28 protein-coding genes, 1 pseudogene and 1 other annotated feature are annotated in these 23,521 nt (G+C 33.4%); of the genes and pseudogenes, 28 read left to right on the forward strand and 1 reads right to left on the reverse strand.

Annotated features, from left to right (window positions below):
• Window positions 1-8 precede the first annotated feature (8 nt).
• From rplR to solA, 25 genes and pseudogenes are all read left to right on the forward strand, one after another.
• Window positions 9-365 (forward strand): 50S ribosomal protein L18, encoded by a 357-nt coding sequence (gene rplR, locus AC0GLR_RS01860; RefSeq protein WP_495605108.1) that lies wholly within the window; start codon window positions 9-11, stop codon window positions 363-365.
• Between the two features lie 21 nt (window positions 366-386).
• On the forward strand, window positions 387-890 hold the full coding sequence (gene rpsE, locus AC0GLR_RS01865) for a 30S ribosomal protein S5 (protein ID WP_054645848.1): 504 nt from the start codon (window positions 387-389) through the stop codon (window positions 888-890).
• Between the two features lie 13 nt (window positions 891-903).
• Complete coding sequence (gene rpmD, locus AC0GLR_RS01870) at window positions 904-1,089, forward strand: 50S ribosomal protein L30 (RefSeq protein WP_054645847.1); 186 nt, start codon at window positions 904-906, stop codon at window positions 1,087-1,089.
• 30 nt (window positions 1,090-1,119) lie between these two features.
• Entirely contained in the window at window positions 1,120-1,551 is a 432-nt protein-coding gene (gene rplO / locus AC0GLR_RS01875; protein ID WP_495605109.1) for a 50S ribosomal protein L15, read from the forward strand.
• The gene (gene secY, locus AC0GLR_RS01880; protein WP_495605110.1) at window positions 1,551-2,864 is read left to right on the forward strand and encodes a preprotein translocase subunit SecY; all 1,314 of its coding nucleotides are present in this window, start codon (window positions 1,551-1,553) and stop codon (window positions 2,862-2,864) included. Before rplO ends, secY begins: the two co-directional genes overlap by 1 nt.
• 23 nt (window positions 2,865-2,887) lie before the next feature.
• Complete coding sequence (locus AC0GLR_RS01885) at window positions 2,888-3,541, forward strand: adenylate kinase (protein ID WP_495605403.1); 654 nt, start codon at window positions 2,888-2,890, stop codon at window positions 3,539-3,541.
• A 103-nt stretch (window positions 3,542-3,644) separates the two neighbouring features.
• Window positions 3,645-3,863, forward strand: coding sequence for a translation initiation factor IF-1 (gene infA, locus AC0GLR_RS01890; RefSeq protein ID WP_054645843.1), 219 nt, complete (start codon window positions 3,645-3,647; stop codon window positions 3,861-3,863).
• A gap of 26 nt (window positions 3,864-3,889) precedes the next feature.
• Window positions 3,890-4,009 carry a 50S ribosomal protein L36 gene (gene rpmJ, locus AC0GLR_RS01895; RefSeq protein ID WP_054645842.1) on the forward strand — a complete coding sequence of 40 codons (120 nt, stop codon included), beginning with the start codon at window positions 3,890-3,892 and terminating at the stop codon, window positions 4,007-4,009.
• 25 nt (window positions 4,010-4,034) lie between these two features.
• Window positions 4,035-4,385, forward strand: a complete 351-nt coding sequence (rpsM, locus tag AC0GLR_RS01900; RefSeq protein WP_054645841.1) for a 30S ribosomal protein S13 — start codon at window positions 4,035-4,037, stop codon at window positions 4,383-4,385.
• A gap of 27 nt (window positions 4,386-4,412) precedes the next feature.
• Window positions 4,413-4,802 (forward strand): 30S ribosomal protein S11, encoded by a 390-nt coding sequence (gene rpsK, locus AC0GLR_RS01905; RefSeq protein ID WP_054645840.1) that lies wholly within the window; start codon window positions 4,413-4,415, stop codon window positions 4,800-4,802.
• A 61-nt stretch (window positions 4,803-4,863) separates the two neighbouring features.
• A complete protein-coding gene (locus AC0GLR_RS01910) occupies window positions 4,864-5,814 on the forward strand; it encodes a DNA-directed RNA polymerase subunit alpha (protein WP_495605111.1) in 951 nt (316 codons plus the stop codon).
• 22 nt (window positions 5,815-5,836) lie between these two features.
• Complete coding sequence (gene rplQ, locus AC0GLR_RS01915) at window positions 5,837-6,217, forward strand: 50S ribosomal protein L17 (protein ID WP_065866195.1); 381 nt, start codon at window positions 5,837-5,839, stop codon at window positions 6,215-6,217.
• Window positions 6,218-6,380: 163 nt separating this feature from the next.
• Window positions 6,381-7,205, forward strand: coding sequence for an energy-coupling factor transporter ATPase (locus AC0GLR_RS01920; RefSeq protein WP_495605112.1), 825 nt, complete (start codon window positions 6,381-6,383; stop codon window positions 7,203-7,205).
• Complete coding sequence (locus AC0GLR_RS01925; protein WP_495605113.1) at window positions 7,184-8,038, forward strand: energy-coupling factor transporter ATPase; 855 nt, start codon at window positions 7,184-7,186, stop codon at window positions 8,036-8,038. The genes AC0GLR_RS01920 and AC0GLR_RS01925 overlap by 22 nt, the downstream gene beginning before the upstream one ends.
• 6 nt (window positions 8,039-8,044) lie before the next feature.
• Window positions 8,045-8,842, forward strand: coding sequence for an energy-coupling factor transporter transmembrane component T family protein (locus tag AC0GLR_RS01930; protein ID WP_495605114.1), 798 nt, complete (start codon window positions 8,045-8,047; stop codon window positions 8,840-8,842).
• Entirely contained in the window at window positions 8,843-9,631 is a 789-nt protein-coding gene (truA, locus tag AC0GLR_RS01935) for a tRNA pseudouridine(38-40) synthase TruA (RefSeq protein ID WP_495605115.1), read from the forward strand.
• A gap of 136 nt (window positions 9,632-9,767) precedes the next feature.
• Complete coding sequence (gene rplM, locus AC0GLR_RS01940) at window positions 9,768-10,211, forward strand: 50S ribosomal protein L13 (RefSeq protein ID WP_054645835.1); 444 nt, start codon at window positions 9,768-9,770, stop codon at window positions 10,209-10,211.
• 13 nt (window positions 10,212-10,224) lie between these two features.
• Window positions 10,225-10,617 (forward strand): 30S ribosomal protein S9, encoded by a 393-nt coding sequence (rpsI, locus tag AC0GLR_RS01945; RefSeq protein ID WP_495605116.1) that lies wholly within the window; start codon window positions 10,225-10,227, stop codon window positions 10,615-10,617.
• A gap of 149 nt (window positions 10,618-10,766) precedes the next feature.
• Window positions 10,767-12,301 (forward strand): annotated as a pseudogene (locus AC0GLR_RS01950) (FAD-binding protein).
• An 88-nt stretch (window positions 12,302-12,389) separates the two neighbouring features.
• Window positions 12,390-13,646, forward strand: a complete 1,257-nt coding sequence (locus tag AC0GLR_RS01955; protein ID WP_495605117.1) for a modification methylase — start codon at window positions 12,390-12,392, stop codon at window positions 13,644-13,646.
• Between the two features lie 3 nt (window positions 13,647-13,649).
• On the forward strand, window positions 13,650-15,887 hold the full coding sequence (locus AC0GLR_RS01960; RefSeq protein ID WP_495605118.1) for an ATP-binding protein: 2,238 nt from the start codon (window positions 13,650-13,652) through the stop codon (window positions 15,885-15,887).
• Window positions 15,877-16,212 carry a hypothetical protein gene (locus AC0GLR_RS01965; protein ID WP_495605119.1) on the forward strand — a complete coding sequence of 112 codons (336 nt, stop codon included), beginning with the start codon at window positions 15,877-15,879 and terminating at the stop codon, window positions 16,210-16,212. Before AC0GLR_RS01960 ends, AC0GLR_RS01965 begins: the two co-directional genes overlap by 11 nt.
• Window positions 16,199-17,047, forward strand: coding sequence for an SPFH domain-containing protein (locus AC0GLR_RS01970; RefSeq protein WP_495605120.1), 849 nt, complete (start codon window positions 16,199-16,201; stop codon window positions 17,045-17,047). Before AC0GLR_RS01965 ends, AC0GLR_RS01970 begins: the two co-directional genes overlap by 14 nt.
• 2 nt (window positions 17,048-17,049) lie before the next feature.
• Entirely contained in the window at window positions 17,050-17,442 is a 393-nt protein-coding gene (gene gloA2 / locus AC0GLR_RS01975) for an SMU1112c/YaeR family gloxylase I-like metalloprotein (protein WP_495605121.1), read from the forward strand.
• A gap of 59 nt (window positions 17,443-17,501) precedes the next feature.
• Window positions 17,502-17,743: a binding site (T-box leader), on the forward strand.
• A gap of 48 nt (window positions 17,744-17,791) precedes the next feature.
• A complete protein-coding gene (gene solA, locus AC0GLR_RS01980) occupies window positions 17,792-18,916 on the forward strand; it encodes an N-methyl-L-tryptophan oxidase (protein WP_495605122.1) in 1,125 nt (374 codons plus the stop codon).
• Window positions 18,917-18,968: 52 nt separating this feature from the next.
• Here the strand turns inward: solA and AC0GLR_RS01985 are convergent, their stop codons facing one another.
• Window positions 18,969-19,253, reverse strand: a complete 285-nt coding sequence (locus tag AC0GLR_RS01985; protein WP_495605123.1) for a DUF2187 domain-containing protein — start codon at window positions 19,251-19,253, stop codon at window positions 18,969-18,971.
• A gap of 116 nt (window positions 19,254-19,369) precedes the next feature.
• Here AC0GLR_RS01985 and AC0GLR_RS01990 point away from each other — a divergent pair, with 116 nt between their 5' ends.
• The 3 genes from AC0GLR_RS01990 (at window position 19,370) to pcrA (ending at window position 23,507) form a co-directional block, all read left to right on the forward strand.
• Window positions 19,370-20,020 (forward strand): glycoside hydrolase family 73 protein, encoded by a 651-nt coding sequence (locus tag AC0GLR_RS01990; protein ID WP_495605124.1) that lies wholly within the window; start codon window positions 19,370-19,372, stop codon window positions 20,018-20,020.
• A 12-nt stretch (window positions 20,021-20,032) separates the two neighbouring features.
• Complete coding sequence (locus AC0GLR_RS01995) at window positions 20,033-21,166, forward strand: ATP-grasp domain-containing protein (protein ID WP_495605125.1); 1,134 nt, start codon at window positions 20,033-20,035, stop codon at window positions 21,164-21,166.
• A gap of 82 nt (window positions 21,167-21,248) precedes the next feature.
• Window positions 21,249-23,507 (forward strand): DNA helicase PcrA, encoded by a 2,259-nt coding sequence (gene pcrA / locus AC0GLR_RS02000; protein WP_495605126.1) that lies wholly within the window; start codon window positions 21,249-21,251, stop codon window positions 23,505-23,507.
• Window positions 23,508-23,521: the final 14 nt, after the last annotated feature.

The following is a 23,521-nucleotide window of genomic DNA, read 5'->3' on the forward strand; positions in this document are numbered from 1 at the left end:
TGACTATTTTGATTACAAAACCAAGCAAAAACAAAACACGTCAAGTAAGACATACACGTGTTCGTACTAAAATTGCTGGTACTGCTGAGTGCCCACGTTTAGACGTATTTCGTTCTAACAAAAACATCTACGCTCAAGTTATTGATGACGTAGCGGGTGTAACGCTAGCTAGTGCCTCAACTCTTGATAAAGAAGTAACTGGTAATAATAAATCTGAAAAAGCTGCTAGTGTTGGTAAACTAGTTGCAAAACGCGCTAATGACAACAAAATTAAAAAAGTTGTATTTGATCGTGGAGGATACTTATACCATGGACGTGTTAAAGCACTTGCAGACGCTGCACGTGAAAATGGATTAGAATTTTAATAAAAGGAGGAATTTACTTACATGGCTAAATATATTGATCCTGACAAATTGGATTTAGATGATAACGTTGTTGCCATTAACCGAATTACTAAAGTTGTTAAAGGTGGACGTAGATTACGTTTTGCCGCTTTAGCAGTTGTTGGTGATAAAAACGGTCACGTTGGCTTTGGTACTGGTAAAGCTCAAGAAGTTCCAGAAGCAATTCGTAAAGCAGTTGAAGCTGCTAAAAAGAACTTGATTGAGGTTCCAATCGTTGGAACAACTATTCCTCATGAAATAGTTGGTGTTTACGGCGGTGGTAAGATTATGTTAAAACCTGCTGAAGAAGGTTCTGGAGTTGCAGCTGGTGGTGCTGTTCGTTCTGTCATGGAATTAGCTGGTATCAGTGATGTTACTAGTAAACGTCTTGGTTCAGATACAGCAATCAACGTAATTCGTGCAACTTTCGAAGGTCTTAAAGGCCTCAAAAATGCTAATGAAGTTTCAGAACTTCGTGGTGTTTCTGTTGATCATTTAGCTGAATAAGGAGGATTATCAGATGGCTCAATTAAAGATTACTTTAGTTCATAGCGCTGCTCATCGTCTTCCTAAACAACGCAAGATTGTGGAAGCTTTAGGGTTAGGTCGTATTAATAGTAGTGTTATTCGACCTGATAATGCAGCAACTCGTGGTGCAATTTTTAAAGTTGCTCATTTAGTTGATGTTGAACAAATTAAAGATTAATTATTTTAAAGTAAGAGGAGGTGCAATTTTATGAAGTTACACGAATTAAAGTTTGCTGAAGGCTCACGTGGTGATAGAACTAGAAAAGGCCGTGGACGTTCAAGTAAGGGTAAGACTTCTGGACGTGGACAAAAGGGTCAAAAGGCACGTGGAAAGACACGTTTAGGGTTTGAAGGTGGCCAAATGCCATTATACCGTCGAATTCCAAAACGTGGATTTACTAACATTCACCGTAAAGATATCGTGATTGTTAATGTTAATGAACTTAATAGTTTTGACAATGGTGCTGAAGTTACTCCAGATGTATTAATTGAAACTGGAATTATTAAAAATGCCAAAGATGGCGTTAAAATTCTTGGTGAAGGTAAACTTGAAAAGAATTTGAATGTAAAAGCAAACAAATTTTCTGAAAGTGCAAAAAAAGCTATTGAAGATGCCGGCGGTAAAGCTGAGGTGATTTAATGTTATCAACCTTAAAAAGTGCCTTTGAAGACAAAAATATTCGCAAAAAGATTTTGTTTACTCTTTTTGTATTAGCGATATTTCGATTAGGAGCTTATATTACAGTTCCTGGAGTAAATGCTAAGGCTCTTCAAGAAGTAGCTTCTTCTGGGTTAGTTAATGTTTTAAATATGTTTAGTGGTGGAGGATTGACTAATTACTCCATTTTTGCCATGGGTGTTTCTCCTTATATTACTGCTCAAATTGTTGTTCAGCTTTTACAAATGGATATTGTTCCAAAATTTGTTGAATGGGGTAAGCAAGGTGAAGTCGGGAGATTAAAGTTAGATAAAGTTACTCGAAGACTTACAATTGTTTTAGCTTTTTGTCAGTCAATTGGGATTACAGCCGGATTTAATGCATTAAGTAGTTTGCATTTGGTTGAAAATCCAAGTATTGGAACTTATATAAGTATTGGTTTGATTTTAACTGCTGGTACCATGTTAACCACTTGGATGGGTGACATGATCACTGATAAAGGAATCGGACAAGGGATTTCAATGATTATTTTTGCCGGAATTGTAGCTAACATTCCGACAGGATTTGAAAGTGTTTACCGTGAATATGTTCAAGGTACACCAATGAATGATATGTGGAGACCCGCTTTATTTATTGCAGTTTTAATCATTGCCATCCTAGTAGTTGTTACTTTTGTTACATGGGTTCAGCAAGCTGAAAGAAGAATTCCAATTCAATATACTAGAAGAGCTGCTGGGTCTGCTAAATCAAGTTATCTTCCATTGAAGGTTAATGTTGCTGGTGTTATTCCAGTTATTTTTGCTAGTGCTTTTATTTCTACTCCTCAGACTATTTTGATGTTCTTTACTAGAAATCATGGTGGAGCTGGATGGTTTAAGTTCTTAACGGAATTATTTAATATGCAGACTCCAATGGGTGCTACGTTTTATACTGTTTTAATTATTATCTTTACTTTCTTTTATGCATTTGTTCAAGTTAATCCTGAAAAATTAGCTGAAAATTTGCAGAAGCAAGGTAGTTATATTCCTGGTGTATGGCCTGGACATGAAACTCAGCTTTATATTTCTCGTCTTTTGATGAGATTGAGTACAGTTGGTGCATTGTTTTTAGGTATTGTTTCTTTGATTCCGTTAATCGCACAAAATGTTTGGAATCTAAATAGTTCTATTGGACTAGGCGGAACTAACTTATTGATTATAGTTGGAGTTGCCATTGAAACCATGCAACAAATTAAAGGGCTAACTATGAGACAAGAATATACTGGGTTTATTCAAAATGAACCTAAAGGCAATTAGTAATGGAGGACAGATAAATGTCAATGAATTTATTATTAATGGGTCTTCCAGGTGCCGGTAAAGGAACTCAAGCTGAATTTATAGTTGAAAAATATCAAATTCCACATATTTCTACTGGTGATATTTTTAGAGCTGCTATAAAAGGAAAGACTCCATTAGGTATTGAAGCACAAAAGTATATTGATAAAGGTGAATTAGTTCCAGACGAGGTCACCTGTAAAATTGTTGCAGAACGACTAAAACAAGATGATACTAAAAATGGTTATTTACTTGACGGATTTCCACGAGATTTAGATCAAGCAAAGAGTCTTGAAGAAATCACCGATAAACTTGATAAAAAACTAGATGCTGTAATTAACATTGATGTTAATCCAGATACTTTGGTACAACGTTTATCTGGCCGTTTCATTTGCAAGAATTGTGGTGCCACTTATCATAAATTGTACAAAAAACCTAAAGTCGAAGGTACGTGTGATGTTTGTGGTGGACATGTGTTTTATCAACGAAGCGATGATAAACCTGAAACTGTAGAAAATCGATTGAAAGTAAATATTAAAATGAATACTCCATTAATTGATTTTTATAAAAAACTCAATTTATTGCATACAGTAAATGGTAATCAAGACATTGCAAATGTTACTGAAAATATTAATAAAATTCTTACTAATTTAAACTAACTTTTTAGTTAGTTGATTGTAGAATTTAAAAGTATGTGCTATATTTAAGTTTGCTATAATAATTAACGAATATTGAATTAATCATTAATTTTGGAGGACTATTTTGTCTAAAGATAATGTAATTGAAATCGAAGGAAAGATTACTGAAACCTTACCTAATGCAATGTTTAAAGTTGAATTGGAAAATGGTCATGTTATTTTGGCTCATGTTTCTGGTAAGATTAGAATGCATTACATTAAGATACTTCCAGGAGATCGTGTAACTGTTGAAATGTCACCATATGATTTAACTAAAGGCAGAATTACTTATAGATTTAAGTGATGTCTTTTATTTAGGAGGTTTATAATATGAAAGTGCGACCATCAGTAAAAAAGATGTGTGAACATTGTAAGATTATCAAAAGAAAAGGCCGTGTGATGGTAATTTGTTCAGCAAATCCAAAACACAAACAAAGACAAGGAAAATAATTAATATAATAGGAGGTGGACATTAATGGCTCGTATCGCCGGAGTGGATTTACCACGTAACAAACGAATCGTAATTGCATTAACATATATCTATGGTGTTGGTGAAACAACTGCCCAAGAAGTATTAAAAGAAGCTGGTGTTTCTGAAGACGTTCGTACTCAAAACTTAACTCCTGATCAAGAAGATAAGATTAGAGCTGCTCTTGACTCATTCACCATTGAAGGTGACTTGCGTCGTGAAGTTAGTATGAATATTAAGAGACTTTCAGAAATTGGTTCTTACCGTGGCATGCGTCATCGCCGTGGCTTACCTTCTAGAGGTCAACACACTAAAAATAACGCTCGTACCAGAAAAGGTAAGAGAACCAAGAAATAATAATTAAGAAGGAGGTTATCAGTTCATATGGTAAAGACTAAAAATACTCGTAAACGTAAAGCAAGAAAACATGTTGAATCTGGTGTTGCTCACATTCATTCAACTTTTAATAATACATTGGTTATGATTACCGATATTCAAGGAAATGCAATTGCATGGTCATCTGCTGGTGCTTTAGGTTTCCGTGGAAGTCGTAAGTCAACTCCATTTGCTGCACAAATGGCTGCTGAAGCAGCTGCTAAATCAGCAATGGAACATGGTATGAAATCAGTTGAAGTTGCTGTTAAAGGACCAGGTTCTGGACGTGAATCAGCAATCCGTGCTTTACAAACCACTGGTTTGGAAGTTGCAGCAATTCGTGATGTTACTCCAGTCCCTCATAATGGTTGTCGTCCTCCAAAACGTCGTAGAGTTTAATTTTTAATGAAAGTTAATTTTGTAAAAGACTCAACGCGGTTTGAAAGGGGTAGAAATTAGAATGATTGAATTTGAAAAGCCTAACATTCATAAAATTGAAGAAACAAATAACTATGGTGAAGTAGTTGTAGAACCATTAGAGCGTGGATATGGGACAACCCTTGGTAATTCGTTAAGACGTATCTTGTTAGCTTCATTACCTGGTGCTGCCATAACCAGTGTTCAAATTGATGGTGTTTTGCATGAATTTTCAACTGTTAAAGGTGTTACAGAAGATGTTACTAAGATTATTTTAAACTTGAAAAAAATCAAGTTAAAGATTGAATCTGATGATAATGATCTCCATACTATGAGTATTAATGTAACCGGCCCTGCAGATGTAACAGCTGGGGACATCGTTACTGATAGCGATACAACCATTTTGAATCCTGAATTGCATATTGCAACTGTTGCTGAAGGTGCTACTTTACACATGACTATGACTGCTAACAAGGGTCGTGGATATGTATCAGCTGAAGAAAACAAAGCTAGAAACGATGATATGCCAATTGGTGTATTACCAGTCGATTCTATTTATACCCCAATCGAACGTGTTAACTACCAAGTGGAAGATACACGTGTTGGACAACGTGATGATTTTGATAAATTGACTTTGGATGTTTGGACTGATGGTTCAATTACTCCTTCAGATTCTATTAGTTTAGCTGCTAAGATTTTAAGTCAACATCTTGATATGTTTGTTGATTTAACTGATCGTGCTCAAAAAGCTAACGTAATGGTTGAAAAAGAAGAAAGCCATAAAGAAAAAATGCTTGAAATGTCAATTGAAGAATTAGATCTTTCAGTTCGTTCATATAATTGTTTGAAACGTGCTGGAATTAACACTGTTCAAGAATTAACAGATAAATCCATGGCTGATATGATGAAGGTGAGAAATCTTGGTCGTAAGTCCCTTGAAGAAATTGAACAAAAACTTGAAGCTCTTGGATTATCTTTTCGTAAAGAAGATTAAATAAAAAGGAGGATACCAACTTATGAGTTATCGTAAATTTGGTCGTGAAAAAGGACCACGTCGTGCCATGCTTCGTAATTTAACTACTGACTTAATTGTTAATGGAAGAATTAAAACTACGGAAGCAAAAGCTAAAGATGTAAGATCTTCTGCTGAAAAAATGGTTACTTTAGGTAAACGTGGAGACTTAAATGCCCGTCGTCAAGCAGCTGCATACTTACAAAATATGATTGCTGATGTTAAAGAAGATGGCGATGACATTAAAGTAACATCTGCTTTACAAAAATTATTTGATGAAATTGCTCCTAAATATAAGGATCGTAATGGTGGATACACTCGGATTCTTAAAACCATGCCTCGTCGTGGAGACGGTGCACAAATGGTAATCTTAGAATTTGTTTAATTAGCAAATAATAGGATAATTTAATATTTCACTGAATCACTAAGATTAAGGTATAAAGCGTTACGATGATGGATTTCCAAGTCTAGCTTGAATGTGGTTAAAACCATGCGCCTTAATCTTTTAGTGATTTTTTTATACATAATATTAGAAGTAGGTGGATTTAATGCCGTCAAAAGTTAAATTTGAAAATGTATCTTTTAAATATGATAATCAAGTTGAGGTACTTAAAGATGTTTCGTTTAAAATTAAAGCGGGAACAACTAATGCTTTAGTTGGAAAAAATGGAAGCGGAAAAAGTACGATTGCTAAATTAATTGACGGATTACTGGTGCCTAATTCTGGGACAATTAAAATTGATGAGGAAAAGATTGGTACAAAAAATATAGCTCAGATACGAACTAAAATTGGGCTTGTTTTTCAAAACCCTGATGACCAAATTATTGGTGCTACAGTTGCTGAAGATGTTGCTTTTGGATTAGAAAATCGAAATATTGATTATAAAAACATGCATAAGATGGTTAGAGAAGCATTATTTAAAGTTGGAATGAATGAATTTGAAAATCAGGATCCTAATTTACTTTCTGGCGGACAAAAACAAAAAGTAGCCATAGCAGCTGCATTAGCAATTAATCCATCAATTCTAATATTGGATGAAGCAACTAGCATGCTTGATCCAGTTTCAAAACAAGAAATAAAAAATATTATAGAAAAGTTACAAACAACAACTGATTTAACGATTATAATCATTACACATGACATAGAAATGTTGGATCAAGTTGATAATGTGATTGCAATTCAACAGCAACAAATTATTTTTTCAGGTGATCCACAACAATTATTTCAATATACAGATTTGATGAAAAGAATGGACATGGAACCGCCGTTTAGTGAACAAGTAAAAAAAGAACTCACTAGTCGAGGGATTAAGTTACCGAACCAATATCTAAATGATGAGGAATTAGCACAATGGATTACCAAATTAATTTAAATAATGTTGATTATTTGTATGCTCTTAACACCCCATTTGTACACTTAGCATTACATGGGATTAATTTAAAAGTTAAAAAAGGAGATTTTTTAACAATTATCGGGTCAACTGGTAGTGGGAAATCAACTTTAATTAAATTATTAAATGGATTACAAACAGCTACAAAAGGAATAGTTGAGATAAATGGAGTCAAGCTTAATTCCAAGACTAAAAAGAAAAAATTACAAAAAATCAGATCTCAAGTTGGGATGATTTTTCAATCGCCAGAAAAACAGTTATTTGCCGATACAGTCTTAGATGATGTTAGTTTTGGGCCGATTAATTTTGGATATTCAAAAGAAGAGTCAGAAACTTTAGCAAAAAAGACTTTGCTTTCAGTGGGGATTAAATCTGATTTATTTAATCGCTCTCCTTTTGAGTTGTCAGGGGGACAAATGCGGCGGGTAGCAATTGCAGGAGTATTAGCAATGCAGCCTCAGGTTTTGGTTTTAGACGAGCCTACCGTTGGATTAGATGTTAACGGAAAAAAAAGCATTTTAGAATTAATTAAAAATTTAAATGTTAAAAATAATACAACCATCATTATGGTCACACATGATATGAATGTTGTGAGTGAATATTCTAATCGAGTTGTTTACTTGAAAAAGGGACAAATTGAAGCTGACGTTACTCCAAAAAATTTTTTTGCAGATTATCAGGATACACTTATTCTTCCGGATGCTGTTAAAATGTATAAGTTATTAAAACAAGATGGACTTGTATTAGATGAACTGCCAATGACTAAAAATGAACTGGTAAAATTGATTATGCAGAAATTAAAAATGGTGAGGTGAAGTTGAATGAATCAAGTTGTATTTGGAAGTTATCTTCCGGGAAATTCATTTGTTCATCGGCTCAATCCTGCTCTGAAAATTTTAGCAGTTTTATTGTTAATTACTTGGACGTTGTTTGCTAATAATTGGTTAAATTATGGTTTATTAGCGATATTTATTTTACTTCAGCTTATTTTGTCGGCTACATCAGTTAGGACCGTCTTTAAAGCCATTCGACCGTTTCTTTGGTTAATTATGTTTACAGTTTTGATTCAGATTTTATTCGGTAATCAAGGAATGATTTATTGGCAATGGGGACCAATTAAGATTACATCAGTAGGATTAGAAACGGCTGTCTTAATTTTTGTTCGCTTTACTTTGATTATTATTGAAGCTACAATTTTAACATTGACGACTTCTCCAAATGCGATTGCTACTGGAGTAGAGTATTTGATTAGTCCTTTAAAATATCTTGGAGTTCCAGTTGCAACCATTAGTATTATGATATCCATTGCATTAAGATTCATCCCAACTTTGGTCGATGAACTGCATACGATTATGAATGCGCAAAAATCAAGAGGAGTTTCTTTTGATAGCGGTGGAATTATTAAACGGGTTAAAAGTATTTGTTCGCTGATTATTCCTATTTTGGTATCATCATTTCGACATGCTGATAATCTAGCAGATGCTTTAAGTGCTAGTGGATATGAGTCAAATGCATCTCGTAGTAGTTATCAGCAGTTTCATTGGACCATATCTGATACTCTTTGTTTATTAGTAGTTTTGCTATTAGGGATTTTAGTAATATTCTTGAGGAAGATTTAATTGACAAATAGATATAAAATTACATTTGCATATGACGGTACAAAGTTTGCTGGGTTTCAAAAACAACCTCGGCAAAGAACTATTGAAGGTGTTTTAACTAGAATTGTAAATAAGATGGCTAAGCGAGCAGATGGAGAGATTGCAGTATATGGTTCGGGAAGAACTGATGCAGGAGTACACGCGTTAGCTCAAGTCGCTCATTTTGATTTCCCGTTTGATATTCCAGCTGATAATATGCTAAAAGGGTTAAATAGTATGTGTCCGTTGGATATTGAAATTAAAGATGTTGAAATAGTATCCAATGATTTTCATGCTCGTTATGATGTAACCGGAAAGAAGTATTTATACCGAATATCTCGAAGCAGATTTACTGATCCTTTCAAACGAAATTATACGGCACATTGGCGGTTGCCCATTGATTTTTCGCTTATTGATACGGCAATTCATGATTTTGTGGGAAAACATGATTTTTCTTCATTTGTTGCTTCTGGTGCTAAACCTGGAAGTCGAGTTCGAACAATTTTTGCGGTTAATGCAATTGACGATCAGGTTAATGATGAGATTCAGCTTGAGTTTTATGGAGATGGATTTATGTATAATCAGATCAGAATTATGGTTGCCGTTTTGGTTGAAATTGGGATGGGCAAACGCCCAGTTCATGATATTCAGCGTTTATTGAAAGTCAAAGATCGACAACAAGCCCGCTTAACGATGCCAGCTAATGGATTATATTTGAAAAAAGTTTATTATCCAGGTGATGATTCTAAACATTCAATGAAAAAACATTAACAATGGGATTAATCTCGAAAGAATATTGACTTTTTAGTTGATAATTTGTATCATGGTAGTTGGTATTGTTTGCCCCACATAAGCCCCGGAAACTTATAAGGTGTCGAACAAACACAGAAACATGGAGGAAGAAATATTGCGTACAACATACATGGCTAAACCCGATGAAATTGAACATAAATGGTATATTATTGACGCAGCAGGCGTTCCACTAGGTCGTCTTGCAAGTGTTACTGCTTCAATTTTACGTGGTAAAAATAAACCAACATTTACACCCAACGTTGATACTGGTGACAATGTGATTGTTATCAATGCTTCAGAAGTTGCCTTAACTGGTCGTAAAGCAAAAGATAAAATGCACTATCATCACACTCAATTCATTGGTGGAATTAAACAAGAATCATTTGGCAAGTTACGCGACGAAAAGCCAGATAAGTTAATTGAGCAAACTGTAAAAGGTATGCTTCCTCATGGTACATTAGGACGTAAGATTGCTAAGAAACTTCACGTTTATGCAGGTGAAGATCACAAACATGATGCACAAAAACCAGAAGTTTTAGATATTAACAACCTAATTTAAGGAGGAAACACAATTGGCTAAAGTACAATATACTGGCACAGGTCGCCGTAAAGATTCAGTTGCTCGTGTACGTTTAGTACCCGGCACAGGAAAAATTATTATCAACGGTAAAGACGTTGAAGAATACATTCCTTTCCCAAACTTAAGAGAAGTTATTTTACAACCATACAATGTTACTGAAACTCTTGGTAACTATGACACATTAGCTAACGTTAATGGTGGTGGATTCTCTGGTCAAGCTGGTGCAGTTCGTTTAGGAATTGCTCGTGCTTTACTTGATGTAGATCCAGATTTCAGAGAAGCACTCAAACGAGCTGGTTTATTAACTCGTGATGCTCGTATGAAAGAACGTAAGAAACCAGGTCTTAAGAAAGCTCGTAAGGCTGGTCAATTCTCAAAACGTTAAGATATATTTCGAATATGCTTATTTCGGACACTCATGCTTTGGCATGGGTGTTTTTTTGTTATTAAAAATAGTCTTTATTACTTCATTTTCTTGTATAAAAGAATACAAGAAAGGTCTAAATTGGATTATGATATAAAAAGGATTGAAAAATGAAAATTGTTGATGAACTTGCAGATGTGTTCGGAAAAAGGCATGTAATTACTTCAAAAGAACGCTCTGAACAATACCGTGAAGGTTATCGTTCCGGGCATGGAGATGCTTTAGCTGAAGTTCGCCCTAAAACTTTATTGGAATTAAGGAATGTATTGGAGATTGTACATCAGCATGATTTGATTGTAATTATGCAAGCTTCTAATACTGGTTTGACAGAAGGGTCTGTGCCCTAACCAAAATGGTTATGATCGTGATGTTGTAGTGATTAATACATTACCAATGAAGGGAATTCAATTAATTGATGATAATCAACAAGTCATTGTTTTCCAGGAGCGACTTTACATGCCTTAGAAGCAATGTTTGATAAAGTTAATCGTAATCCACATTCTGTCATTAGTTCATCAACAATTGGTGCTATCATGGTCGGCGGGATTAACAATAATTCAGGTTGTGCTTTAATTCAACATGGACCTGCTTATACAGAACTAGCTTTGTATGCTCAAATTGATAAAAATAATCAGTTAAGTTTAGTAAATCATTTGGGGATTGATTTAGGAACAACTCCTAAAGAAATTTTAACGAACATGAAAGAGCATAATTATAATAATCAGTCTATTCATTATAGCTAAGATTGCGTGGGACATAATCGTAACTACGAAAGTCGGGGTTGTGATGTCGATGTAAGCACTCCAACTCGTTATAATGCTGATTCCAAGGAACTTTATGAAGTTTCTGGTTTTGCCGGTAAATTAGTTACTTTGCCGTTCGATTAGATACTTATCCAAAACCCAAAGCAGAAAAAGTCTTTTACATTGGGACTAAGCCACTTCCATTCTTGTTTAATGCTCGAGCAGCTAGTGAACGAATCTTGCATCATATCCCTACATTTAAACTATATTTTGTAGATCGCACACTCCAAAAAATTAGTGGAATTTTTCCTGACCAATTACCAAAATGGATGGAAGATTTTCATGACAAATATCAACATTACCTCCAATTAAAGGTTGCAGATCAAGGAATCGATGAAGCTCGTGATTATTTGCAGGAATTTTTCAAAGATCATGAGGGTGGGTACTTTGAATGTACGCCTAAAGAAGCCAAAGTTGCTGCAACCATCGTTATGTAACAGCAGCTGTTCCCATTCGTTACGCAGAAACTCATCAAAAAGATGATATTCAAATATTACTTTTGGATATTTCTTTGCCACGAAACGAAGAAGACTGGTTTGAAACCTTACCAAAAGAAATTGATGATAAGATTAAATACAAACTTTACTATGGACACTTCTTGGATCACATTATGCATCAAGATTACATCTTGGAAAAAGGTGTTGATCCTCATGAACTAAATCAAGAAATGTTGAAGATTTTAGACAAACGAGGTGCTAAATATCCAGCTGAACATAATGTTGGACATTTGTACCATGCTCCCGACTCTCGAAAATCTAGTGGAATATTACAAAGAATGTGATCCAACCAATACGTTTAATCTGGGAATTGGAATTACTTCGACGAAGCGGGATTGGAAATAGGAAAATCGTAAAGTTAGTGTTTTATTGAAACACTAACTCATAGGGTGAGTGTTTTTGTTATAATTAAAATAAAAAATGGAGAGTTTAATTGACATTAAAACAAATTTTAGATAATAAAAGTATAAACTACTGGGATTTTAAAAATTCAAAATTAGAAGGAATACACAAAATTAGTCCTTATCCAGCTACAATGGTTCCTGATATGCAGGCTGAATTAATAAAATCTGTTATAGAGAATGATAAATATGTTAAAAATATTTTAGATCCATTTCATGGCTCAGGAGTTACCTTAGTTGAAGGTATGAGACAAGGATTATTTCCAATAGGATTTGATATCAATCCTTTGGCTAATCTTATTACTAAAGTGAAATTACAAGGAGTTGATAAGTATAAAATAAAAAATTCTATTTTTACTATAAGTAAGTTACTAAGTGATGATGAGTTTAAATTTGAACTTCATTCCTTTAATAATATTGATAAGTGGTTTAGAAATGATGTAATTTTAAGTTTGAGTAAAATTAGAGAAGCAATTAAACTAGAAAAAAGTTCTAATATACGTCAATATTTTTGGGTATGTTTAATATCTAGTGTAAAAAAATATTCAAATACAAGAACTTCTACGTTTAAACTACATATAAAAAAAGAAATCGATATTAAGTTAATGGAAAATAATGTTATTGAAGATTTTTTAAAAAACATAAAAAATTATTATCAATTTCTTCCTGATTTTTCAAACAATAAAAAAATAAATTTATTTATAGGTGATTCAATAAATTTAACACGAGAAATTGAAAATGAAAGTATTGATTTAATATGTACGTCACCTCCTTACGGAGATAATGGAACGACCGTAACGTACGGACAATATTCAATGTTACCAATTTATTGGATAGATAGGAAAGATTTAGGTGTTTTTGATGATAAATTAATTAAAAATTATTCTAGTATTGATTCTGCTAGTTTAGGTGGTAAAAATTTAAATGACAAATTTCACTATGAGTCAAGTACTGTAGATAATTATATTCAATCGATTGCTGAAAGAAAGAGAAAAAAGGTTATAAAATTTATAGATGATTACTTAGAAGTTATATCAGAGCTTAAAATAAAACTAAAAAAAAATAAATTTATAATTTTAACCCTTGGTAATAGAAGGGTTGACAATAAAATTGTACCATTAACGGAAATAACACAAGAATTTTTAGAAGAAAACGGATTTATTTTTGAAACTAAGTTAACTAGAAACATACCATCTAAAAGAATGCCAAGAAAATTGTCTAGAGTTAGAAATCATTCGGTTAGTTCTATGAATACGGAATATGTCCTGATTATGAAAAAAGGAGAATAAAATATGAATGACGAAGTTGGAATTACTTTTAGTGGAAATATTATAAGTGAATTATCAGAAAAAATACCAAATAATATTATAGCTATAAACGAATTAATAAAAAATTCGTATGATGCTGGAGCAACATACGTTAACATATCTTTAGATTCAAAAAATAAAGCCCTTAGCGTTGAAGACGATGGAAAAGGAATGGATTTAAAAGATATAAGAAAATTATTTCATATATCTTTTAGCGATAAAGAGTATGGAAAAGAATTTAGAGTTAATAATTCGGATAATAATAGATTTGTTCAAGGTTCTAAAGGACTTGGATTTTTATCTGTTTTTAAATTTGGTAAAGAAGTTAATTGGGAAACAAATAAAAATGAAATATTAAAGTTTAGTGCAAATTTTGATGAATTAGTTAATTTAGATGACACATCTAATTATCACTTATTAGTGGATAAAATGGGTAAAGATAAAAATAATCATGGAACAAAAATAAGAATTGCAATAGATGATTATAATTTCAAAATATTAAAAGAATATTTTGAAAATGAAATAAATTCAAAAAAAATAGTGAATTCATTTTTGATTGATAATATTAATTGGGTAGGGAATAATGAAAATCCTAGTTTAAAAATAGATAATGATTTCATCATTAGCTTATTGATAGATGGTGATATTGTTCAAACTACAAATGAAATTGATATCCAGAATGAAAGTAAAAATAGTCAATTATTACGAGTTAAATATGATAGTCTGAATAAAAAAATATGTTTTTATAATAACAATATTTTTATCTATGAATTGGATTTCCAATTAAGTAGCGATAAATATAATTTGAATACTGATATACAAATTTTTTCCTTTAAAAAAGGTGGTAAACAAAAGATAAATAGACTTTTCTTTAATCCAGAATCTTTCGCAATCACACCTTTAGTATATGTTAATGATAATTTGTTCAATAACTATTCTATTTTTAATGCGTCTGCTATGAGAGAAGTGAAAAGTGGATTAAGCTTACCTCAAATGATAGGATTTATAAGTATAACAAGTGATAGTAGCAATATAAGATTTAATTCTGATAGAACTAAATTTTCACAAAACTATTTAACAGATGATATTATAAAAGATATAACTAATTTAAATAAAAAAATACAAATTACTGGATCAGAATTGAAAAATGAATTGAAATTTAGTGGATTTTCAAAAATATTAAAAAATATTGACGAAATAAAGAATGGTAAAATTAAAGATGAAAAAAGTGCGCTTGATTTAATAAATGATAATTTCAAGTTAAAAAAATATGTTAGTTGCGAAGTAACTGAAAATTATTTAGATTATAAATTATTTAATAATTCTAAGAGAATTTTAAAAAATAATAAAATTAGTCATATAGATAATTCTATTAAACAAGAAAATAGTCCTAGCATAAATACATCATCTTTAAGTTCTAACAATCATTCTACTAATTTAGATGATATAAATAATGAGCCAAATATTAAACAAATACAATTTAGTGTTGAAATAAATAAAGAAAATAAAATTGACGATTTAGCTGAAATTTATAATAGTAAAAATGAAAAAGATGTTGGGTTAGAACCATCTATAAACTTAAATAATGATAATTCAATAAACTTAAATAAAGTTAAAGGTACTTTAACCTTCTTTGTTACTGGAAAACACTCAATAATTTATACCGTAAAAGATAAAAAAAACCAAAAAACAATCAAAAAAGAGCTGTTTTTTAAAGTTAATAATTCTTCATTCAATAAAATTAAAAATCCAAGTAAATCAAAAGAAGAGTTTATAAGATTGCCGGTTTCTAAAGGTAATAATTTACCAAACGAGATAAGACAATTTATTAAAGAGCTAAATGAATTGTTTTTAAATTATAATTATCAGTATACATTTGTATCATCAGTTAGAACGCTAGTTGAATTGGTAGTAGATGATATTCTTGATAAAAGAGATCTTCCTAAAGAAGCAATGCTTAAAAGAAATTATGATAAAGTCATTTCAGACTTATCTTATTTTAATGAATTAGTTGAATCTAAATATGATGCATCAGATAAACAAACACTTGAAAGTTATGGAAAATCTATTGCAACAGATAAAGAAAAAAAGGCTTTTATGGCTTCTTTGAATTTAAGCACTCATGGTAGTAAAAAACTAATTAGCAAAACTTCATTAAAAGATAAAACTTATATACAAATTCAAATTTTATTGGAATATTTGGAACTATTAAATGAAAAATAAAATCACCATCACTCTCAATTCCCAAAACGCCCACACTCTTGAACTGCTAGCCAACGCCAAAGGAATTACTGTGGCTGCCGAAATTGAGTCAATCATAGCCCAACATTTTGCTAATCCAGAACTAATTGGGATGCCGGATTTAGTTGGCACCGAAATTAGCGGTAAGCAATTGCAAGCGGATGGAATTGTAAAACTTAACGGTGTGTTATACTTTTACCAACTCGTCGGCAGTACATTAAAGCCAAAAGCGACTTATGTAGTGGCTGATGTGACCGACCAAAAAGTTTATTTAGTCGATAAAGGAGAGTACCATGCTCGGAATTAAGATTGTGCAACAAAACAATGTTGGATTAGTGACTTTTTTAGGAAAGTATTCTCACCAACTTGAAAGTGGACTTCACTTTTATATTCCAATTGTAGAACGCGTTAGAATTGTTAGCTTACAATCACAACCACTAGCTTTGCCAGTTCAAACTGGGATTACCAAGGACAATGCTAGTATCAGCATTCAAGTAACTTTGAACTACCGGATTACGAATGCTGAACGTTATACGTTTGGCAACAGTAATTCGATTCAATCGATGGCCTACCAAGTTAGCGGAACGCTTCGTGATATTATTGGTAGTTTGGATTTAGATGAAGTTTTAAATTCCACTGATAAAATCAATACGAAGCTAATGCAGAATATCGGTGACCTTACTAACACTTATGGTGTGATGATTGAACGGGTTCAAATTGGTGACCTAACTCCATCTAAAGGAGTTAGTGAAGCAATGGAAAATCAAATTACAGCTTCCAAAAATAAACAAGCAACAATTTCAGAAGCACAAGGGAATGCCGAACAGATTCGCCTGAACACCGAAGCAAAAAACGCTGCAAAAATTGCAACTTCTAAAGCTGACAAACAACAGACCGAGATTGAAGCTGATGCAGCTGCTTATGCCACTAAGATTGGGGCAGATGCTGAAAAATATCGAATTAACGAATTACAACAAGCATATGCTGCTTCTGATTCTAAGTTTTTCAATGCGCAATCAATTGATGCATTGCGAAAAGCGGGTGAGGATGGAAACTTAATTATTGTGCCAAATGAAAGCAATAGTTTATACGGTCAGTTAGCTGCTTTTAGTAAAATGCAAAAAACAAACGAAACTAAATAATCATGAAAAAAGTAAATTTTAACCAAATTCATCATATTGCCATTATTGGATCAGATTACGATAAATCTCTCCATTTCTATCGTGATATCTTAGGCTTTTCTGTGATTCAAGAACATCACCGTCCAGATAAAGCGGATATGAAAATTGATTTAAAAATCAATGATGCTACCGAATTAGAATTATTTATTAAGCCTGATGCACCTCAACGAGTTAATTATCCAGAAGCACAAGGCTTACGGCATCTGGCATTTTCTACTACTCAGATTGAATCTGATATTGAGATGCTTAAAACACAAGGTGTCAAAGTCGAAACGTTGCGAACAGATGATTATACTGGTGAAAAGATGGTATTTTTTTACGATCCTGATGGTTTACCCATTGAATTACATGAATAAAGACCTTGACACTTTATAAGTCATAAGGTATATTGATAAAAATAAAAAATGATTAATAAAACAAAACGGAAGAGCAGAGTAAAAATTTAATTTGTCTCAGAGAGTTCCTGGTTGGTGAAAGGGAATGATAAGTTGATTTTGAAAATGGGCTTGGAGTTATTATCAGTGATAATTAACTGATGACGGTTTTGCATCCGATACCAGCGCAAGGTTATTCCCAGGTGGAGCAACCTATTTTGAGATAGTTGAACGTGAGTCGACTATGAACAAAGGTGGTATCACGAAAGCATTCGTCCTTTTACTAGGGCGGATGCTTTTTTATTTATCAAAAATTAAAGGAGAAATGATGATGACAAGAGTATTTGATTTAGCAATTATTGGAACTGGTTCGGTTGGTTCAGCAGCTGGATATTATGCGAGTCAAGCTGGATTAAATGTTTTAGAATTAGATTTAGCGCGACCACCACATGACCAAGGCTCCCATCATGGGCAAACAAGAATTATTCGCCATGCATATGGGGAAGGAGAAAAATATTTACCATTAGTTTTAAAAGCCCAAGCATTATGGCAAAATATACAAACGCAAAGTGGACAGGATATTTTTCATCAAACTGGAGTATTAAATATTGGACCTAAAAAGGCTAAATTTATCACTAACGTGGCTGAAACGGCTGAAGCATATCATTTACCCGTTGACTATTTAACGGCAACTGAAATTCAGCAACGTTGGCCGAACTGGCATTTTGATGCTGATTACCGCGGCGTTTTTGAAAAAGATAGTGGTTATTTATTATCGGAAAATGCTATTAAAGCCTATCTGGCGGGTGCTGAAAATCAGGGAGTAACGCAAAATTTTTCTGCTAAAGTGTTGTCGATTAAACAAATTGAACCAAACTTAGTTGAAATTAAAACGGAGCAACAGACTTATTTAGCCCATCAAGTTGCCGTGACTGCGGGAACTTGGGCCAAAGAGTTATTACCTAATTTACCAATTCAACCATTGCGGAAGGTTTTTGGTTGGTTCAAAATTAATGATCAGCAGCTTAACGAAGACAAAGGCTTTAGTTGTTTTACCGCTGAGACAAAGAAGGGTGAAACTTATTATGGATTTCCTGGCAAAGATGGAAAGATTAAAATTGGTCATCATGATGGAGGTCAACCAATTGAGCAACGAGCCGGCCGGTTACCTTTTGGGGAATATGATAGTGATCAACATGAAGTTGATGAACTTTTAAACGAACATTTAACCGGAACAGCAGGGCTTGATCACGGAGCGTCATGTAGTTATGATTTATCCCCCGATGAAGATTTCGTGATTGATCGCGTCCCAGGTCAACCCAACGTGCAAGTAATTACAGGATTGAGTGGTCATGGCTTTAAGTTTGCCAGTGTTCTCGGTAAAATTGTCGCTGATCGAGCCCAAAATAAACCAGATGAATTTGATTTAACTCCGTTTAAGCTTACTCGATTTTGAAATAACAAAAAGCTGACCGGAATTAAATCCCAGTCAGCTTTTTGCAAAAAAATTATTCTTTATTTTCATCAGAATCTTCTTTGTCTTCTTCAGGCTCTTTTTCAACTCTTGGAGCCTGTTTAATCATAGTTAAGTCTTTCCAGTTAACTACCGTTTTACTATGATAGCTATCAATAATCTCTGGATCATCACTCTCAAAGGTTACTAAAAAGGCATTTTTGTAAGCCTTATCAATAAAACCAGTGAATTTTTGTTTTTTAATTTCAAAACTAACCTCATCACCAATGTCAAACGGTGATAGTTCTGTTTCAGTTGCTTCGTCATTCTTTTTTGGCAAACTAATCACCTCCTAATGTACTTAACTAATGAAATATAAACGAATATTCAACATTTGTCAATTTTAAACCATTTTGTAGTACAATTTAAGTACATAGTTTATATAGAGGTTGGCTTTTGGCAAAAAAAAGAAGACGTAAGCGTCCGCAACGGCGTACTAAAAAAGCAAAACAGAGTAAAATTACGGGATATGGATTAATCATTTTGATTGTAGTATTGATGGCAACAGCAATTGGTGCTATTAAATTTGTTAATTCACCATCTTTTACGCGTTATACTCAAAATGGAGTTAGCAAGCAACATCAAGAATTTATTAACAAAGTTCTTCCTTCGGCAATTGATGTGCAGAAAAAATATAAAATTTTAGCCAGTATTACGCTTGGACAAGCTATTTTAGAATCAAACTGGGGGCAAAGTCAGTTAGCTTCAAAATACAATAATTTATTTGGCGTGAAAGCTGATTCTAATCAAAAGGGCGTGGAATTAAGTACGACTGAGTATACTAACGGAAAACCACAAACAGTTACTGGTCGTTTTCGGGTTTATGACGATTGGAATCAATCAATTGAAGCTCACGCTCAACTATTAGCTCACGGAACCGACTGGAATAATATGCAATACAAGGAAGTTGTGCAGGCTAATAATTACAAACAGTCGGCTGCTGGGCTTAGTTCTGACGGTTACGCAACAGATCCAGCTTATGCTCAAAAAATTATTCAGATTATTGAAAAGTACCATCTAAATAAATATGATAAAAATCAAAAATAGGGAGAATTTAATATGAATTCAACTTTATTACAACCAGGTAATACAATCGGAATTATCGGGAATTATTTTAGCACTACACAATTGATTAATGCGGCTCGCGATGCTGGGCTTAGAATTGCTACATATAGTACTCGCGATAACAGTCAAGTACAGCGACAAGCAGATATTGCGTTTGTTGGAGAATTGAATGATAAAGGACAACTCCAACGTTTTGCCGAACAATGTGATGTAGTTACATATGTTTCTAATCTTATTGATCCCGAAATTCTAGCATTTATTCAACAATTTACTCAAGTTCCGCAAGGAATTAGTTTATTAGAAATGGTTCAGGATCGTGCGATTGAGCATGCATTTTTTGAACAGTTAAATGTTAATAGTGCTCCATATGCAACGGTAGTTAATTTAAGTGACGTTTATCAAGCAATTGAAGCAATTGGTTATCCAGCAACTTTAAAACCTATTTTAAAGAATTCTAAAAATTGTCAACAGTTTGAAATCAAGACTAAGGAAGATATTCAATTGATTGGAAGTTTATTTGATCATGGAGCTTATATTCTAGAGTCTGGCGTTCCTTACCAACAACTTTTTTCAGTGATTGCAGCTAAAGATGTTAAAAATCAAATTAAACAATTTCCGCCAGTGATAACGGAATTTGTTAATACTCAACCACAAACAATAAACACGGTATTAGATAAAGTTGACGATGAAGTCATTGACGAAATGACTCGAATTACCGATGTGATTGGGAATAATATTCAATACATAGGAGCGTATGAAGTTTCATTTGGTCTTACCAAAGATGGTGCGTTATACGTTTGTGGCATTACTCCAACGGTTAGCAAAAATGGTTATTTATTTAATTTAGCAATGAATATAAACGAATACCGTCAGCATTTACGTGCTATTTCTGGAATTCCGTTAGCTGATGTTACTAAATATAGTGATGTAATTATGCAAACTTTTACTAAACGACAAGTTTCAGCCATTATTCAGGAACGGTTAAAACAACCTAACTGGCATTTTATATTTGATTATCAATCTGATGCGATTGATGATGATTATTCCGGCTGTATCTTGATACCTACTAAATCAGTTACAAAGTCTTTAGAGGCACTCGCTGCGACTAAAATCTGGGAGAATAATTAAATAAATTGAGAGTTAGCAATTATGCTAGCTCTCTTTTTTGATATAATTAAATTAACAATGAATTTTGAGAGGACGAATAATAATGGCTAAAGCAAACCTGTTAAAAAATATGAATAATAAACAAAAAGAAGCCGTTGAATGTGTTGATGGACCTCTTTTGATTATGGCAGGTGCTGGTAGTGGGAAAACTCGTGTGTTAACTCATCGCATTGCTTATTTAATTGAAGAACGAGATGTTAAGCCTTGGAATATTTTAGCAATTACCTTTACTAATAAGGCTGCCCGTGAAATGAAAGAACGAGTTAGTAATTTATTGGATGTCGGCGGAGATGATGTGTGGGTTTCAACATTTCATGCTTTAGGAGTTAGAATTTTACGCAGAAACATTGAAAAATTGGGATATAATCAGGCATTTTCCATTGCTGGAACTAGTGAACAAAAGACTTTGATTAAGAGAATTTTGAGTGATTTGAATCTTGATCCAAAGAAAAATGATCCACGAGCAATTTTAGGAGCAATTTCGAATGCTAAAAATGATTTGGAAACCCCGTTTGATTATCAAAATAATCATAATGATGGAAATCCTTTTCATCAGGTGGTTGCGGATGTTTATGCTGAGTATCAAAAACGGTTAAGACAAAATGACTCAGTTGATTTTGATGATTTGATAATGCTGACAATTCAATTATTTGAAGAATTTCCAGATGTGCTTAGCTATTATCAAAATAAATTTCATTATATTCATGTAGATGAATATCAAGATACAAATGAAGCTCAGTATCGCTTAGTTCAATTATTAGCTGGAAAATATCATAATCTGTGTGTTGTGGGAGATGCTGATCAGAGTATTTATGGCTGGCGAGGCGCCAACATGAATAATATTTTGGATTTTCAAAATGATTACCCAACTGCTCATGTTACGATGTTGGAACAAAATTATCGTTCTACCAAAACGATTTTGAGTGCTGCTAACGCAGTTATTAAAAATAATGAAGAGCGTAAAGATAAGAATTTGTGGACTGAAAATGGACAAGGTGACAAGATCACGTACTACCGATCCCAAAGCGAACGAGATGAAGCACAATATGTAGTTTCTAAGATTAAAGAAGAGATGCAGCAAAAAAAGTTTTCTTATAATGATTTTGCAGTTTTATATCGAACCAATGCACAATCGCGAGTAATTGAAGAAACTTTTTTAAAGGCTAATATTCCCTATACTATGGTTGGTGGTCATAAGTTTTATGAACGAAAAGAAATTATGGATTTGCTTTCATATCTAACGTTAGTTGCTAATCCCAATGATTCTTTGAGTTTTGAACGAGTTATCAACGTTCCTAAACGCGGAATTGGGGCTAGTAGTTTTGAAAAATTAAGAACTTACGCAAATGATAATCAGTGGGGCTTGTCTGAAGCAGCCAATAACGTGGTAATGGCTAATGAGATTCCCGCTCGATCACGCAATGCAATTGCTAATTTTGGACAAATAATGACTTCGTTGCAAGCTAATGCCAATGATAAAACGGTGACCGAGATTACAGAAGAAATTCTTGATAAAACTGGTTATATGGCATCTTTAAAAGCAGCCGATAATTTAGAATCACAGGCTCGAATTGAAAATATCGAGGAATTTATTTCTGTTACACAAAATTTTGATGATAAATACGATGCATCGGATAGTGAAACCGGAAATCGACTAGTTGATTTCTTAGCAGATTTAGCATTAGTATCTGCTCAAGATGATGTTGATGAAAATGCTAAACAAGTCACTTTAATGACACTCCACGCTGCTAAAGGTTTGGAATTTCCAGTGGTTTTCATGGTTGGAATGGAAGAAAAGATTTTCCCGCTTGCTAGAGCTGCTGAGAAACCGGATGAGCTCGAAGAAGAACGTCGTTTGGCATATGTTGGAATTACTAGAGCGAAGCAAAAATTGTATCTTACCAATGCTTTTTCTCGCATGTTATATGGACGGATGCAAAATAATCCAGCGTCAAGATTTATGACGGAAATCAATCCAGAGCTGCTTAATAATGAAAATGCAATGAGATCTCAAGGACCTAAAACTCCATTTGATAATAATGCTTATCAACGTAATAGTGACAGAGCCTTTAGTACACCGTATCAACAGCCGCAACATCGAGTTGCTAAGCCAGCAGGAACTGGGGCAGAACAAAAGGCTTGGAAGGTTAATGATAAAGTTAGTCATAAAGCGTGGGGTGAAGGAACGGTTGTTAAAATAAATGGCACGGGTGAAGATATGGAATTGGATATTGCCTTTAAGGACAAGGGCGTGAAGCGATTGCTAGCTGCATTTGCTCCAATCAAAAAGATTGAAAAATAAAGGCGGTGAGTGAT

Source organism: Fructilactobacillus sp. YLN 2412 (genome assembly GCF_059488745.1).